Origin of the sequence: Dyadobacter linearis (assembly GCF_907165045.1) — a bacterium.
GTDB classification, from domain to species: Bacteria; Bacteroidota; Bacteroidia; order Cytophagales; family Spirosomataceae; genus Dyadobacter; species Dyadobacter linearis.
This window is the reverse complement of record NZ_CAJRAU010000003.1, coordinates 245218-261860: the sequence shown is the minus strand read 5'-3', so window position 1 is coordinate 261860 and position 16643 is coordinate 245218. Positions and strand designations below refer to the sequence as shown.

The following is a 16643-nucleotide window of genomic DNA, read 5'->3' as shown; positions in this document are numbered from 1 at the left end:
TTGATTAACTTACTAGCACACAACCTTAAAGCGGATATGGCCGGTCACAATACCAATGTTTTTCGCCGATTGGTCTTCACCTTTTTCGGATTAATACTTTTACTACCCTTCAACTCGGGATCTGCCGCCAGCTTTTTTCAATCCGACACCCTTTACAGACGAAATCCCGGCACGGTCACCAAGAAAGGACCTTACCGCCCCGAGCGTACCAAAAAGTCCGATATTCTCTACACGCGGCTGGATGTGCAGTTCGACTGGGCGAAGCAGCAGGTACCCGCCTCTGCGATCGTCATGTTCAAGGCGCATTTCAAGCCCCAGAATACCCTCGAACTGGACGCGAAAGGTTTTGATATCAAAAGCGTTTCACTGCTCGATACAGTAGGTGACTACGGTTCACTCAACTCCGAAGAAATCGCAGCGAAGATTACCAAAAAGCTCAATTTTACCTACGAAGACAAACGGAAGCTGATCATCAAGCTGGACAAGGATTTTACAAGAAATGATACCCTTTTTGTAAAAATCGACTATGTCGCCAAACCAAACGATGTGCCGCGTAACAAGCCAGACGATAGTCAGACCGACAAAGGATTATATTTCATCAATGCAGATGGTCTCGATGAAGGCAAGCCGCGCCAGATATGGACGCAGGGCGAGACCGAGGGCAGTTCCTGCTGGTTTCCGACGATCGACTCACCTAACCAAAAGTTCACGCAGGACATTTACATTACTGTTGACAGTACATTCAAAACGCTGTCAAATGGTCTTTTGATCTCGCAAAAAGAAGGTAAAAAAGGAATGCGGACGGATCATTGGAAACAATCGCTGCCGCACGCACCATACCTGACGATGATGGCGGTGGGTGATTTTGTGATTGCCAAAGATATGATGCCGAACGGAATGGAGCTGAGCTATTATGTGGAGCCCAAATACGGCGCTGACGCACACGCGATCTTTGGCCGCACGCCCGAAATGATGGGTTTTTTCTCCAATATCTTCGGTGTAGAATATCCCTGGGAAAAGTACGCGCAGGTGGCTGTGCGGGACTTTGTGGCTGGCGCAATGGAAAATACTACGGCTACTGTGCACGAAGAGGGCGTTCAGAATGATGCTCGCTCACTGGTGGACGGAAACTCGGATGCAATAATCGCACACGAGCTCGCGCATCACTGGTTTGGTGACTATGTTACCTGTGAAGAATGGGGTCAACTACCTTTGAATGAATCTTTTGCAAACTATTCTGAATATCTGTGGAGCGAATATAACGACGGGAAATACGAAGCCGACTGGGGTAATTTGCAGGAAATGAAATCGTATTTGCTCGAATCGGAAACAAAACAGGTTCCTATGATCCGCTATTTTTACAAGGATCGGGAAAATATGTTCGATAGCCACTCGTATGCAAAAGGCGGCAGGATCCTGCACATGCTCAGATCTTATGTAGGCGACGACGCTTTTTTTGCTTCCCTGAAACATTATCTGCGTAAAAATGCATTCGGCACGGCTGAGATCGACGATCTGAGAACTGCATTCGAGCAGGTTACCGGCGAAGACCTTAACTGGTTTTTTGATCAGTGGTTTCACCGGCCGGGCCATCCTTCTTTGAAAATACAACAGGAATACCTTGCGAATGCAAGTAAGGTGGTTTTAAAAATAAAACAGGCGCAGGATACATTGGCTACCACGGTGTACCGGTTGCCGGTGAAAGTGGATGTCTGGGTAAACGGAAAGAAAAATCAATACAATGTCGTGGTCGATAAAGTGAATCAGACACTTGAATTTCCGGCTACAAAAAAACCTGATCTGGTAGTATTCGATTCCGACGCGCAGTTACTGGCTGTGGTTGAGCATGAAAAGAACAGGGTCGAGATGGAATATCAATACCAGCACAGCGACCGGTTCTTGCATAAATATGATGCTTTATCGCAGCTGGAAGGGGCTCTAACGGACACTACCGTCAAGAATATCCTTGAAAAGGCAATGGACGATCCGTTCTGGAAATTCCGTCAAATGGCAGTAAGTAACTTCTCGGAATATGCAGGAGCGGGTTTTGTGGATATTGAGAAGAAAATTCAGAGTCTGGCGCGAAAAGATCCGCACCCGCAGGTAAGGTCAGAGGCAATTATTACGCTTGCTTCTTTCGGGGACAATAATAGTGACTCGATTTTTAAGGAGGCTTTGACGGACAGTTCTTACCAGGTAGTATCGGTTGCGATCGAGAAATATCTGATGTCGCAGCCAAATGATGCAAGCGAGATCGCAGCTGAATTTGAGAATTCACCCAACGACGCGATCGTAACTTCTGTTGCAAACTATTACGCCGGCCTGGCACAGCCTGAGCGGTTTAGCTGGTTTCTGGAAAAAATGAAGGCGATGAAACCGACCGACAAATACAATTTCTTGCAGGTTTTTGGTAAGTACCTTATTAAATCCAAACAGGATGTCCAGCGGCAGAGTATTCCTGTTTTAGAAGGTTTAGCCCGCGACAATTCTTCTTATTTCGTTCGTTTCGGCGCATTCCAGGCACTTGGCCTTCTGACCGACATTCAAGGCGTATCTGCACTTAGAAAAGACATTCGCGCAAAAGAAACCGAACCTAAGCTGAAAGAAATGTACAGCCAGTTTGGCGATTTGTAGCAAACCAATTCCTATTGCGGATCGAGGTAGTAGTCCAGATTTTCCTTTGTAATAATATCCAGAGGCAAAAACTTGATCGCGGCCACTTCTTTTTTGAATACCAAATGATTGGCGAGCTGGTGAATACCCCAGTAACCCTGCCCCAGCGGGTTTTGGTTGATCAGGAAGTGGATCACCTCTTTGTTGAGAAAATGCAAATTTCGCTCGACCAGATCGTATCCTACCAGCTTAATATCCTTCAACTTGCGCTTTTCGAGATAAGCAGCTACTTCAAATGCTTTCGAATTAGTAACATAAATCGCATTAAGGTCTGGATATTGCTTCCTGATTTCATCCAATCCAGCATCGGGGCTGGATCCTTCCGCGAAATGAATTTCCTGACTGACGATATTGAAGTTCTTTTCGCCGCTATGGTGCTTGAAATAGTCTTTAAAACCTTCTTCTTTCGTGATCAAATGCGCTGAGTTCGAGATATCCTCATTGATGTGCGCAACCAGAATAGTACCCGACGATTGCAGTCCAAAACTCAGGATCTTCGCAACAAGCGACCCGCTCCTGTACGAATCCTGGCCAATATAGCACAGTGGATTCACGTGTTCGATCTGCGTATTGAACAGCACATAAGGAATTTCCATTTCAAACCACTCCTTAAAAAACGGAAGTGCCTCTTTATAGAAAACCGGCGCGATAAGTAATCCGTCGGGCTTTTCTGCTGTCACATCCTTCGCGCGGGCGATGAACGACTGGTCGTCGTGCGGGTCAAAATTGAATTGCGTAATGGACACGCCATATTGCCGCAGCTCCTTCTCAGCCTTTTCAAGTCCAATCTTGGGAGCCTGCCAATACGGATCCAGCTCGGGATCAGGGACGAGGACAGCCAGATTGTAGGTTTTCTGCGATTTGAGGGACTGCGCTATAAAATTCGGCTCGTAATTCAGCTCTTTAATAATACCCAAAATACGCTCCCTAACATCGTCTGCCACGCGCCCACGGTTATGAAGTACCCGGTCAACTGTTCCTTTGGAGGTTTGTGCCTTTTCAGCTATGTCTTTTATTCTTACAATTTTCTTTTTCACAATCTTTTGGAGGTCATTGCTTTTTGCAAAAGCAAGCAAAAGTAATAATTACCATCACTTGCCAGAATAATACTTACGGAAAGGATAGTCGCGACAATACTATTCGAAGCTTATTTATAATAAATTTTATATTGGTTGATAGCTACATCTGTTCTTGTGAAAGGAATGTTGGCTCTGTTTATTAAATCGTGTACGATAACGTTAAGCAAATTCTAATGCGTGTTCGAACACTTTTTGTGTAAAATTGCTTTGTTAATTTAATTTTCCAACTAATTTTGTAAAACCTTTAAGCAATGAAAGATTATTCTAGTCTTTTAATCTTTCACAGTAGAAATTTCAGTCCGAAAACCACCTTTAACCTTTTCCAGTTTTTTTAATTCAAAGTACCCACTAATCCTAAATCCTGAAAAAGCGTACGCATTGCTGTGTGCGCTTTTTCGATTTTACTGATACGGGATCTCAATCACTACATCGTCACTGTCCACGTAGGACGAGCAGGTCAATATCCAGCCTTCCGCAAGATCTTTGTCAGTAAGTACCTCGTTTACGCTCATGTGCACTTTGCCATTCTTGCAAATGCCCGCACAAGTCGAGCAGCGGCCTCCTTTGCAGCTGTAAGGCAATTTAATACCCTGGCTGAGCGCAGCGTCGAGAACAGTGAAATGCGCTGGAACGTGCAGGCGGTGCAGCTGCCCGCCAAAGTTTAATAGGATATTGTGCGGATGAGAATCGGGTGGCGGCGGGGGAGGTGAGGTGATCACAAAGTTTTCCTTGCGTATCTGATCTTTCCTGAATCCCATGAAATGCAGCGTGATCTCTGCCGAGCGCATTAGGTCAAATGGCCCGCAAATGAAAAATCGCGCGTGCGTTCTGTCGAATTTCAGCGATTTTGTGACGAGTTGTTCCAACCGTGTATTGTTGATCCTGCCGCGTATCCCATTCCATTCGTCAGTCGGCTGGCTGTGCACGTGAATTACATGGAACCGTGTGGGGAAATTGTCTTGCCATTTCAGTATCTCATGCCAGAAGAGGGTATCTCTGATATTCCGACTGGCGTAGATCAGCGTGATGTGCGATCTTTCGTCTTTTGTAAGTGCCTGTTTTAAAATAGAAAAAAGGGGCGTAATGCCGCTTCCCGCTCCGATCAAAACTATATCACGTTCAACAGGAAGCGAGTCTTCCAGCACAAACCGGCCGGAAGGTTGCAGTGCGGTAAAAATCTCTCCTTCTTGAACCAGATCAATCCAAAACCTGGATATCTCTCCGTTCGGGACGCGTTTTATGGTAATTTCAGGATATTGATCCACCCCGGGCGCGGAGCTCATGGAATAGGAGCGGCGCACCTCGTGACCGTGCAGGTTGATCAGAAAGGTCAAAAACTGCCCGGCCTGGTACACCAGCGGCTGTCCGTCGGTTCTTTCAAAGACAAAAGTCTTCGCATCGTTAACCTCGGGGATAATTTGTCGAACCTGTAACGATATGGTTGAATCTGCCATTTTCAATACTGCTTTGTTTCTGTTACTGCATTCACATTTTCGGATATTGCCCACACCGTTTCATATTCAGCCAGCAAGGTCCAGCAATGGGCTTCACACAGCCAGTACATGTGAAAAAGCGGAAGCACCGAAAGTTTGTAAAGCAGCGGATTTTCGTAGGCCGTAAGCAGGCCTGCTATAAAAAAAACGAACCCGTCGAAATTTTTGGCAGTGAAATTTTCCACCGGCACGCGCGCGGGCTTTTCGCCCAGCCGGAGCAATGCGGTACTCAGGATCACTTTGTCCATGTCAGAAGTCGTGGTACTCAGCAAATGCTGCGTGTCGCGGATCAGTTTCGCTTTCACAGACTCCAATGCAGGCGGCGAAAACGCAGCGATCAGGCGGGCGACGTGGTAGATAATTAGTGGCGTGCGGGGATATTGGTGCGCACAACGGAAAGGTACCTGACGATAGCGATCAGTCGCAATAACAGACCGGATATATTCCAGGCTGGCTTCATCGTGTTCATTCAAAGGTAGTTGTGAGTCAAACAAACAGTATAGCATATTGCTCAGCACACAAACATCGAACTCCACGTACATGTTTTTCCCAAACCAGGTAGAATACGCTTTCAGTCGCCGGTACTCGGGGTAGGTATTGCGGATCCACTGTTTCGCCCCGTTGGAATGCATTGCCAGCTTCTCTTTCAGCCACACCAGCTCCTCCTTCGAACGCTCCGTAGTGAGGTAAATGAATGCAGTATCGTCAATATCGTCAGGAATGCGGAAGTGCTCGTAACGGTGGAAAATATGCCCGTTGGGGAAGTGCCTCGAAGGTTTTGTTTTCCAAAAATTATAGGTGGCTAAACCGTCCTTGTTCCGGAAATCAGGATAATTAGCAATGATTTTATTGCAAATGCTGTCTATCAGCTCCTGGGTTTGCCGGTCTGCATTTTTCCGGATGGATTTGAGTGTAAAACAGCTGATCGCCGAGAAGAATATCGTCGTATCCGGCCGCTGGTAACCGATCAGCGGGTTAGTTCTTTTTGCTGGAAAAATGCCGGGCGGAAAGAGTTGGTCGCCTTTGGATTGCAGGCTTTCTATCTTTTCAATAAATCGTTGCAGCAGCGGCTTCATATCCCGAAACTAATAAAAAAATAAAACCCTGTCTCTCGGCAGGGTTTATATAACTATCGTATTTGAACGCTTAAACTCCTTCTGCAACCACTTCCTTTACATCAGGAACCATTCTGGTGAGCAGGTTTTCAATACCTGCTTTCAATGTCAATGTAGAAGATGGGCAGCCGCTGCAAGAGCCTTGTAGCAATACCTTAACCCTGCCTGATTCTTCATCAAATGAATGGAAATTAATAGCGCCTCCGTCAGATTCTACCGCCGGGCGAACATATTGGTCGAGCGCAGCTTTGATCTTCTGAACCGTGTCTGAATCGCGAGAGTCGACGATTACTGTATTTTTATCAATAGTTCTTTGTTCAAAAACAGGATGGTTTTCTTCAAAATAGATCTTGATAAATTGCTTTGTATCTCTCAAAACCTCTTCCCACGCAATACTTTCATCCTTAGTGATCGTGATGAAATTGCTCGCTATGAAAACGCGCTTCACGTGTGGGAACTGAAACAGGTCGGATGCGAGTGGAGACGCTTTTTCTTCTTCCAATGCAGCTTCCAGCGAAGGGTAATCAAATGAAAGTCCGTCGGGTACAAGCTCAAAGTTCAGAACGAACTTCATAGAGTTTGGATTCGGGCTTAGTTCGGTATATACAAAAACAGGACGTGTTAACATGTCAGTTGAAATAATGGAAATAAGGGATATAATGGACAAACAAGCAAAGTGTGCTTTTGGTTTTGCGGGCGCCGATTATATAAATGAAAAAACCCGTAAGACACTGGGTCCAACGGGCTTTTTAAATGCTTTCAGCTGAAATTATGCTTCCGCCGTAGCTTCAACAGGAGCAGCAGCACCTGCGATCGGTTCGATGTGAACGTAAGATCTGTTTTCACGGGTTTTGCGGAAAACCACATTACCTGCAACCAATGCAAACAAAGTATGGTCACGACCGATACCTACGTTTTTGCCTGGGTTGTGCTTGGTGCCACGCTGACGAACAAGAATGTTCCCTGCTTTGGCAACCTCACCACCGAATAATTTTACTCCAAGACGCTTGCTTTCTGACTCACGTCCGTTTCTCGAGCTACCTACACCTTTCTTATGTGCCATGATATCTTAACTTTAATTGTTATTTCCTGATTGATTAAACACTGATTTCGTTGCCGAAAAGAAACGAAGCATTAAGCTACGATATCGTCAATGCTGATTTTGGTCAAATACTGACGGTGACCATTTTTAACCCTGTAACCCTTACGTCTCTTTTTCTTAAAGACGATCACTTTTTCACCTTTAAGGTGTTCAAGAACAGTTGCTTTTACTGAGGCTCCTGCCACCAGGGGCAGTCCTACCTGTACTGTGCCTCCGTTATCAACGAGAAGGACTTTGTCAAATACAAGTGCAGCGTTCACGTCACCTTCAAGCCTATGCGTGAAGATTTCGCGACCCTTTTCAACCTTAAATTGCTGACCTGCGATTTCTACGATTGCGTACATGTTAATAAATTAAGTATTCTGATTTTCTAAAATGAGGTGCAAAGATAATCAGCTAATCACAGAAACACAATCTTTTAGCGAGTTTATTAGGCAGATATGCCGGTTCTTTTCTGTTTAATTTGAATGCTAAATAGGGAAACGGACGCATTGATTGTCTTTATGTTAAATCTGTGGATCGGCCCGGAATACGGCTCGCCCGGTGCGACAGATCGTACTATTATATAATTACGGGGTGGGTAAACGTTTTGTCAAAGCAAAGATTTATTAGCTTAACAAACTTTAACTTCTCAGATTGTTACTTTCATGCCAAAATTGCGTCTAAGCATAGAATGAATACTAAAACGAACAATATGAAAATTTGTTTATGGGTTTCTCTGATTCTATGTATAGGATTAGTCAATATCTCAAATGCCGGAATAGTGCCCGATCCTAAGAAAAATGAACTGCTGCAAAGCCAGGGCGGGTATCAGATAGGGGATGCGGTTGCGAGTTTCAGGTTGAAGAATACAAATGGCGGAATGGTTTCCCTGGCGGACTACGGCAGTGTGAAGGGCATTATAGTGGTATTCACCAGCAACCATTGTCCTTTTGCGAAAGCTTATGAGGACCGTATTATCGCATTAAATAACAAATTCTCTTCGCAGGGATTTCCTGTCGTCGCCATCAACCCGAGCGATCCTGGCACGCACCCTGACGATGCTTTTGAGAAAATGAAAGAGCGGGCGCTGGCAAAAAATTACAGTTATCCATATCTTGTTGATGATTCGCAGCAGGTTGCAAAGGCATTTGGTGCGAGCCGAATGCCGCAGGTTTTCGTGATCCAGAAAACCGGCGCCAAATTTGTGGTCCGGTATATTGGAATGATAGACGATAATCCGCAGGACGCTGGCGGGGCAACCAAATTTTATGTGGACGAGGCAGTAAGTAATCTGACCGGTGGAAAACCGGTGGTTACTACCATTACCAAACCGGTGGGCTGCGCGATCAAGTGGAAAAACTAGTAACTGTTTGTTTTCAAATATTCCGATGAATAAATCTCTCCCTCTGCTCATTTTCGTGTCGCTGGTAGTTTTGCAATCAGCTTTTGCTCAAACTAAAAGCAAGAAATTTTCTAATGAAGGCGAGTTTACCAGTAATTGCGAAGGCCCGGCGGTAGATAGTGATGGAAATGTATATGCTGTCAACTTCGCCCGCGACGGTACCATTGCGATCATGAGCAAGAAAGGCAACGCGAGTTTTTTTGTAACACTACCGAAAGGCAGTACGGGCAACGGAATCCGGTTTGCCGACAAGAATACGTTTTTCGTAGCCGATTTTACAGGCCACAATATTCTCAAAGTCGACCTGATTACCAAAGACATTTCGGTGTTTGCGAATGAACCGAAAATGAACCAGCCAAACGATCTGGCCATTACGGCGGGCGGACATATATTCTGCTCCGATCCTAACTGGAAAGACGGAACCGGCCAAATCTGGCACGTTTCACCCGACGGAAAAACCCGGCTTGTGGCTAAAAATATGGGGACCACAAATGGTATCGAGGTCAGTCCGGACGAAAAGAAATTGTACGTAAATGAGAGTGTACAGCGTAATGTGTGGTCATTTGACCTTGCCGCGGACGGTACTTTGACTAACAAAAAGCTGGTGCATCAGTTCGCAGACGGTGGAATGGATGGAATGCGCTGCGACGTAAACGGAAATCTCTATATTGCCAGACACGGAAAGGGAGAAGTTGCGATACTTTCACCGGAAGGCAAGATTATCCAAACTATTCAGACAATCGGCAAAAAGGTATCCAATATCTGTTTCGGGGGTAAAAATGGCAAAACCTGCTACATTACTTTGCAGGATCGTGGCTGCCTGGAAACCTTCAAAGCGCCTACTGCTGGCCGCGAATGGGCTATGATGAAAGCCTTTGAGCAGAACAACAAAAAATAATTTTACGGATTTCAAGAGTTTGCGTGCGTAATGCATGGAGAGTTCACTTTTTGTAACTTACTTTGTGTCTCAAAGTACTTTATAAAAATCATTTTTCAATGGAGAAACTGGCTCGCTACCTTCAAAGCAATCAGAAAGTCGCATTGCTTGCATTTGTTTCATTCGCCGCGATGACGCTCCTGCTCATCAGAATGCTGATCCACGACTGGGATTTCATTTTTCTCGCCTGGAATTTGTTCCTTGCCTGGGTACCGCTGATCTTCATCAAAGCAGTCTGGGAAATGGAACGCAGGCAAAACGCACCGTTCTGGCTGCTGATTATTTGTTTGTTTGTCTGGCTATTATTCTTCCCCAATGCGCCCTACATCATCACCGACTTGAAACACCTTCGCGGCATTGCCGACAATATGATCTGGTACGATTCGCTGATGATCTTCACGTTTTCAGTTGCCGGTTTTCTGACTGGCTTGTACAGTATCAGGATTGTGCACCGCATTGTAACAAAACGCTGGAATGAACAACTTGCCTGGGCCTGGATCCTGTTCGCGATGATTTTGAGTGGATTCGGCGTATACCTCGGCCGGTACGGAAGGTGGAACAGTTGGGATATTCTGACGCAGCCAGGCTCGCTGCTCCGCGGTATTTTAGAGAGTGCACAGAATCCGCTTGCGATAAAACACACCCTCTCGTTTTCGTTCGTGCTGATGTTATTGTACTTTGCGTTCCACATTTTTGCAGAATTAAAACAAAATGAAAGGACCCGTAGATATCCGTAAAGCGTTGCGGAGCTTCACTTTTGCTGGCGCTGGAATCTTTAATCTGTTCAGGTATGAGAACAATGCGCGGATCCACCTGATTGCCTGCATCGCAGTAGTGATCGCTGGTGTGGGTTTTCACATATCACCGATGGAATGGATAGTGATCGTGATTCAGATTGCGCTGGTTTGGGCCGCAGAAGCATTTAACACTTCCATCGAGAAGTTAGCCGACCTGGTATCGGCTGATTATCATCCGGTTATTAAAGTTGTAAAAGATACTGCTGCGGCCGGGGTACTTATCCTGGCAATATCCGCAGTAATAACAGGCGGGATCATTTTCGTGCCAAAAATCATATTATTGTTCTGACTATCAGCCTAGTATTCTATACTTCTAAGCCTTTATGAACTCCAACCAGGACTCATTACATACGCTCCACGAGATCCGCGATTTGATGGAGCGATCTTCCAAATTTCTGTCGCTGAGTGGATTAAGCGGCGTTTTTGCCGGAATTTTCGCATTGATAGGAGCGGGCGCAGCTTACCTGCGCTACAAAACGGATTGGTTCGCAGAGATTTTAAGCCCTCTGGGCGCATACCATGGTACTTCCAGAGAAGGTCTGATCGGATTTCTGTTCGCCGACGGGCTGATCGTTTTAATACTTTCGCTGACGGTCGGTATTGTAATGTCGGTTAGAAAAGGCAAGAAAAGGGGCCTGACGCTGTGGAATGGCAGTTCCAAGAGGTTACTCGTCAGTATGCTGATCCCATTAGGTACAGGCGGGGTATTCTGTCTGGCGATGCTGCATTACGGGTTTATCTGGCTGGTATTCCCGGCTACACTCTTGTTTTACGGACTTGCGCTCGTGAATGCGAGCAGATTTACTTACCCGGAGCTATTTTATCTGGGCATGTCGGAAATAGCAATTGGTTGCCTTGCGCTATTTATGACAGGCTATTCACTTGTCTTCTGGGCGATCGGTTTTGGGGTGCTGCATATCGTTTACGGATTAACGATGTATAATAAATATGATAGAGAGAAATCAGGCGGCAAACAAACTTTTGTCAAATGCCTATTAATATTGATTTTGTTTGGATCGGCTTCTCAGGTAAAAAGTCAGGTCGTGCAGGACAGCGTCACCAGGCAGGCGGTGAAATGGTATGATAGAGAGACCATTTATTTGCGGGGAGGAAATAGTTTTGTTAAAAATAATGTAGTGTACTCGGGACAGCGGGCGCTGGCGAAGGAATTTCTGGTTTCGGAAAGGGGGCTAAATCTTTATTTGAAATCTCGTCGTATCCGTAGTATCGGACTGGTAATATCGCTTGCCGGCTCGGCGGGTTCGGTTATTTCGTTGCTTTCGGGTAACCGGGATAACTGGAAGACATTTTTTTGGGTATCAGTCGGGACAGGAGTTGTGTCCTCGATTATGACAGTACAGGCGAATAGTCTGCGTGACGAGGCAGTATGGACGCGAAACCGCGATGCAATGCAATTTATGCAGGCTAATTAGTAGCGGAGGAGGGAAACTGTAAATATGGACTGGTTAGAAAAGTTTAATAAAGTTTTTGAAAGTAAAATCAGACTTGGCCTGATGTCGGTACTTGTTGTGAATGATTCTGTCAGTTTTAATGAATTGAAGGACCTTTTACAATTGACCGACGGTAACCTTGCCTCTCACCTAAAAGCGTTGGAGGAGGCTAAATATGTAGTATTCCAAAAGCAGTTCTCCGGCCGGAAGCCACTCACCACCTACAAAGCCACCGACCAGGGACAGAAAGCATTCTCTGAACATTTGCAGGTTTTGGAGAATATGATACGAGAGAATTTATAGCAAAAAAAACCGGAAGCTGGGCTGGCCAACTTCCGGTTTTTTTATTTGTATTAAAATCCTCAGAACTTCACAGGAACCGAAAATCCTTCTTTATCCCACTGGAAATCAACTGAATTGTCTTTCACCATGAATGTCAGTTTTTCTTCTGATGTCGGGTATTTCTTAGCAGGTACTGTTACTTTCAAAACATCTTTGCCTTTGTTTTTTTCGTAATCATAAGCGCCTGATTGTTCCAAAACAGAGTTCAGGATGATCGACCATTCTTTTTCGCCAGGAATTGTAAACAGGCTGTAAGTACCAGCTTTTACACTTTTACCAGCAAACATTCCGTCTTTTTTGAAAGTGATCTCAGTGGATTTGTTTGCTCCTGTTCTCCAAATCTTGTCATATTTTTCAAGGCTTTCGCTACCTTCTTTTCCAAACAGAACGCGGCCCTTTTTAGATGGCTGACCGTAAGCGACGCTCACATTTTTGCCTTCGGCTGTAACTCTCGGGCTTTGTGCGCAGGCTGTCGTCAATGCGATCAGGGATACGAAAAGTGCTAAGAATGTTGTTTTCATAAACTTAGATTTTATTAAATTGAATTTGGTGATTGGGAAACTTAAATTTCAACGAAATACGTAAATCAAATGTTGTTAACCAAGCCGGTCAGTCGAGAAAGTAGCGACATCGTGCGACATTAACTTTGATTAACATATTGCGCCTTGTTAATCCGCGTTTTAACAGTTTTGGCGTTATATTTGGACAATGACGCCAGACACTATCTCATCAGTAAGAACCCGTTTCTTCGACACCAAGATCGAATTTTTAAAAGGTGTCGGTCCGCAAAAAGCGGCCTTGCTGAATCAGGAACTGGGTATTTTTACATTCGGCGATCTTATTCAGCATTATCCTTTCCGCCACGAAGACCGTACTGTTTTTCATCAGATCTCGCAGCTGAACGAACAGCTTCCGGCCGCCCAGATCAAAGGCAGGCTGCGGGAAATCACTACCGTTGGGGAGGGCAATAAGAAACGTTTGGTAGCCTACTTTTCTGACGGTACGGGCTTGATGGAACTCGTTTGGTTTCAGAGTATTAACTGGTACGAGAAAAGTCTGCGGGCCAATACGGAATATATCGTCTACGGCAAGCCGCTGTCTTTCGGAGGGCGGTGGAGCATTACACATCCCGATATTGACCTGCTCACGAATGAGAATCAGGGAGGTGGATTCTGGCAACCTATTTACCCGCTTACAGAGAAACTAAGGCGGAAATTCGTCGATAGCCGCGCGATCAGTAAAATGATGCGGAGCCTGCTCGAAATCTCCCGATCGCATATCCGGGAGACGCTTCCGGAAGATCTTACCCGGAAGTACCGGCTCATTTCCAAGGCCGATGCACTCTGGCATTTTCATTTACCTGAAAGCCAGAAATCGCTGCACCAGGCGCAGCGGAGGCTGAAATTTGAAGAGCTGTTCTACAATCAGTTCCGGCTGATCAAGAACAAGCTTTTGCACAAGACCGAATATCCGGGAATGGTATTCAGTCTCACGAATCTGGTCAAGATATTCTACGATCAGTTTCTGCCTTTCCAGCTTACCAATGCGCAGATCCGGGTACTTCATGAAATTCACGAAGACCTAAAAACGGGCAAGCAGATGAACCGCCTGTTGCAAGGCGACGTAGGTTCTGGAAAAACGATCGTGGCATTTATCAGTATGCTGTTTGCATTGGATAACGACGCACAAGCCTGCTTAATGGCGCCGACGGAAATCCTCGCCGATCAGCATTACCAGGGTTTAAAGAAATTTGCAGAACTACTCGGTGTTAACATTGGAAAACTCACCGGATCAACCAAAAAGAAGGAAAGGGAGGTTATTCACAAGCAATTACTCGACGGTTCCATGCAGATTATCGTCGGTACGCACGCGCTGCTGGAAGATATTGTACAGTTCAAAAATCTGGGACTTTGCATTATCGATGAACAGCACCGTTTCGGCGTAGCACAACGCGCCAGGTTGTGGGCCAAAAACAGCCGCATTTACCCGCACATGCTGGTTATGACAGCTACACCAATACCAAGAACACTAGCGATGACGCTTTACGGCGACCTGGATATTTCTGCGATCGATGAACTTCCCGCAGGTAGGAAACCAATCAAAACAGTACATCGGTACGATGCGCACCGGACTTCTGTTTTTGGTTTTATAAAAGAAGAAATCGCGAAAGGCCGCCAGATCTACATGGTTTATCCATTAATAGAAGAATCCGAAAAAATGGATTTGAAAGATTTGATGGACGGATATGAAAGTGTTTCAAGGTCTTTTCCCGATGTTCCGATCAGTATCCTGCATGGGAAAATGAAGTCGCAGGATAAAGACTATGAAATGGGCCGTTTTGTGCGCCATGAAACGAAGATCCTGGTCGCCACGACGGTTATTGAAGTAGGTGTGAATGTGCCTAATGCTTCGGTGATGGTCATTGAAAATGCAGAAAGATTTGGCCTTTCCCAGCTGCACCAGTTACGAGGCAGGGTAGGCCGGGGAGCCGAGCAATCGTATTGTATTTTGATGACGGATTATAAAATCTCAAAAGATACAAAGCTGCGGATCGAGACGATGTGCCGCACCAATGATGGTTTCGAAATAGCAGAAGTTGATCTGCAATTGAGAGGGCCGGGGGATATTTCGGGCACGCAGCAAAGCGGTCTGGTAGATTTGCTAGTAGCTAATCTGGCACAGGATGGGGAGATATTAAAAGCAGCGCGACTTTCGGCGGAGGATATTCTGGGAAGAGATCCTGATTTACTCCAGCCCGCTCATAAGCCCATCAAATTGCATCTCGACAATCTGAAAAAGGAAGAAACGAACTGGAGTAGGATCAGTTAACAGGCTTAGACAGCTATTTCCCTAATTTCTTCTAAAAACTCAAAAGTCTGTGGTCTTGTTACGTGCAAAGCTGCTCCCAGCGAAGTCGCATAAGGCAGGTCTGTCGCGTACACTTTGTGTTTAGGATAATGCCGCGCGATCAGTTTAGAAAAAATCTCATTCCTCGCAAATCCGCCGTCAATATAGATGGACTGCACATCGTTCACCGCAACCAGGTCGAGTGAAATGAACAGCAGTTCTGTAAGTCCTTTCAGTAAATGGTGGTAAGCAATCTCAGCCGAAGCAAATGCGCTCACCTGCCATTCCTGCGTATTCGGTTCGGGGGATGGACCATTTCCGGTCATGCAGGCAGTGTAAAATGGCGGCGTATCCATTGCCAGCAAGCTTTCATCGTAGGCAACTCTCTTATAAAAATCAGTATCTACCCGGAAATATTCCGCGATTCTTGCAGTTTGAAAATCGTGTTCACGACCCAGGAACAGCCTCGAAGCAGTTACCCCGCTTCCTTCCGGCGTGAGATAGTTCATGCAATCGCGTTCCAGCTGGTAGGAGGTAAGTGGTTTGGATGCAAAAGAATTGAAGTTAATACACCAGGTGCCCGTCGACAAGAGCACAAAAGGCTTTTTAACCGCCATCCTGTAAGGAATTAATGCGGATGAACTGTCGTGCAACCCGAATCCCGACTGAATACCTTTATCGCCGTGACGGTAAATGAAGGAAGACGAAGCCAGTACCGGCGCCAGTTTTTTGTGAATACCTTCTGCTTTAACCCACTCGTGATAATCCCACATTTCAAAGCTCCAAAGACCTGTGTGACAGCCCAGAGAAGTGTAATCACTCACTTTGCGGCCGGTTAGCAGGTAAAGGATATATTGGGGAAGATGGAGCGTTGTCGCGATTTGTTTGTAAATCTCGGGGCGGGTGTGTTTCAGCCAATAAAGCTGCATACCCGAATTGAGCATTCCCATTGCCGGTGAGCCTGTTTGCAGCGAAATTCGCGTCGGGTCTCCGTAAGTACTGTAAAACTCTTTCAGCAGGTCTTCCGGGAAAGGCTTTAAATAGGAATACAGCGGAGTAAGCGGCTTATTGGAAGCGTCGAGATGGACGAGGCTCGCTCCGTAACCGGCTACATTGACAGCTTTGATATCGTAAGCAGGATCAGCGAGCAGCTCGGCCCAGCGATCCTGGACCCATTTAGTCAGCAAGTCGCAATCCTCTGTCGGGAATCCGTCCTCGTCCGTCGTTTCCGGCAGCGATTCGGCAAATTCCTTTACTATCTCGTACTTTTCATTGAAAAGTACGTACTTTTTGTTAGTCCTTCCAATGTCAAAAACCGCTGTTACTTTCATTATTCAAAGTTGTGTCACTTTTTTACCGGAATGTATTTTTTCGGTTAATATAGTGACTTTACGTTAAAACCAATACCCTTAGTTGTTGTTTG

General features: G+C 45.6%; 16 protein-coding genes. 8 read left to right on the top strand and 8 right to left on the bottom strand.

Annotation, left to right across the window (positions count from 1 at the left end; translation table 11 throughout):
- Entirely contained in the window at positions 1–2634 is a 2634-nt protein-coding gene (locus KOD92_RS11580; RefSeq protein WP_229254639.1) for a M1 family aminopeptidase, read from the top strand.
- An 11-nt stretch (positions 2635–2645) separates the two neighbouring features.
- On the opposite strand, the gene KOD92_RS11575 is transcribed toward KOD92_RS11580, so the two are convergent.
- The 6 genes from KOD92_RS11575 to rplU all read right to left on the bottom strand — a co-directional run bounded on the left by KOD92_RS11575 (position 2646) and on the right by rplU (position 7806).
- Complete coding sequence (locus KOD92_RS11575) at positions 2646–3710, bottom strand: LacI family DNA-binding transcriptional regulator (protein WP_215233734.1); 1065 nt, start codon at positions 3708–3710, stop codon at positions 2646–2648.
- A gap of 443 nt (positions 3711–4153) precedes the next feature.
- Entirely contained in the window at positions 4154–5206 is a 1053-nt protein-coding gene (locus KOD92_RS11570; protein ID WP_215233733.1) for a ferredoxin--NADP reductase, read from the bottom strand.
- 2 nt (positions 5207–5208) lie between these two features.
- Positions 5209–6321: a hypothetical protein gene (locus KOD92_RS11565; protein ID WP_215233732.1), complete on the bottom strand. Its 1113-nt coding sequence runs from the start codon at positions 6319–6321 to the stop codon at positions 5209–5211.
- Between the two features lie 70 nt (positions 6322–6391).
- Positions 6392–6988: a NifU family protein gene (locus tag KOD92_RS11560; protein ID WP_215233731.1), complete on the bottom strand. Its 597-nt coding sequence runs from the start codon at positions 6986–6988 to the stop codon at positions 6392–6394.
- 141 nt (positions 6989–7129) lie between these two features.
- The gene (gene rpmA, locus KOD92_RS11555; RefSeq protein WP_215233730.1) at positions 7130–7423 is read right to left on the bottom strand and encodes a 50S ribosomal protein L27; all 294 of its coding nucleotides are present in this window, start codon (positions 7421–7423) and stop codon (positions 7130–7132) included.
- 71 nt (positions 7424–7494) lie between these two features.
- Positions 7495–7806 (bottom strand): 50S ribosomal protein L21, encoded by a 312-nt coding sequence (gene rplU / locus KOD92_RS11550; RefSeq protein ID WP_215233729.1) that lies wholly within the window; start codon positions 7804–7806, stop codon positions 7495–7497.
- A gap of 350 nt (positions 7807–8156) precedes the next feature.
- Between rplU and KOD92_RS11545 the strand changes: the two genes are divergently transcribed.
- From KOD92_RS11545 to KOD92_RS11520, 6 genes are all read left to right on the top strand, one after another.
- Complete coding sequence (locus KOD92_RS11545) at positions 8157–8807, top strand: thioredoxin family protein (protein ID WP_215233728.1); 651 nt, start codon at positions 8157–8159, stop codon at positions 8805–8807.
- Between the two features lie 25 nt (positions 8808–8832).
- Positions 8833–9744, top strand: a complete 912-nt coding sequence (locus KOD92_RS11540) for an SMP-30/gluconolactonase/LRE family protein (protein WP_215233727.1) — start codon at positions 8833–8835, stop codon at positions 9742–9744.
- Between the two features lie 98 nt (positions 9745–9842).
- A complete protein-coding gene (locus KOD92_RS11535; protein ID WP_215233726.1) occupies positions 9843–10520 on the top strand; it encodes a DUF1361 domain-containing protein in 678 nt (225 codons plus the stop codon).
- Positions 10495–10869 (top strand): diacylglycerol kinase family protein, encoded by a 375-nt coding sequence (locus KOD92_RS11530; protein ID WP_215233725.1) that lies wholly within the window; start codon positions 10495–10497, stop codon positions 10867–10869. The genes KOD92_RS11535 and KOD92_RS11530 overlap by 26 nt, the downstream gene beginning before the upstream one ends.
- Positions 10870–10903: 34 nt before the next feature.
- Positions 10904–12013 carry a hypothetical protein gene (locus KOD92_RS27605; protein ID WP_215233724.1) on the top strand — a complete coding sequence of 370 codons (1110 nt, stop codon included), beginning with the start codon at positions 10904–10906 and terminating at the stop codon, positions 12011–12013.
- Positions 12014–12037: 24 nt separating this feature from the next.
- The gene (locus tag KOD92_RS11520; RefSeq protein WP_215233723.1) at positions 12038–12334 is read left to right on the top strand and encodes a winged helix-turn-helix domain-containing protein; all 297 of its coding nucleotides are present in this window, start codon (positions 12038–12040) and stop codon (positions 12332–12334) included.
- Positions 12335–12393: 59 nt separating this feature from the next.
- On the opposite strand, the gene KOD92_RS11515 is transcribed toward KOD92_RS11520, so the two are convergent.
- Positions 12394–12894 (bottom strand): DUF2911 domain-containing protein, encoded by a 501-nt coding sequence (locus tag KOD92_RS11515; RefSeq protein WP_215233722.1) that lies wholly within the window; start codon positions 12892–12894, stop codon positions 12394–12396.
- A gap of 187 nt (positions 12895–13081) precedes the next feature.
- Between KOD92_RS11515 and recG the strand changes: the two genes are divergently transcribed.
- The gene (gene recG / locus KOD92_RS11510) at positions 13082–15202 is read left to right on the top strand and encodes an ATP-dependent DNA helicase RecG (protein ID WP_215233721.1); all 2121 of its coding nucleotides are present in this window, start codon (positions 13082–13084) and stop codon (positions 15200–15202) included.
- A gap of 5 nt (positions 15203–15207) precedes the next feature.
- On the opposite strand, the gene KOD92_RS11505 is transcribed toward recG, so the two are convergent.
- Positions 15208–16551 carry an FGGY-family carbohydrate kinase gene (locus KOD92_RS11505; RefSeq protein ID WP_215233720.1) on the bottom strand — a complete coding sequence of 448 codons (1344 nt, stop codon included), beginning with the start codon at positions 16549–16551 and terminating at the stop codon, positions 15208–15210.
- Between the last annotated feature and the right edge of the window lie 92 nt (positions 16552–16643).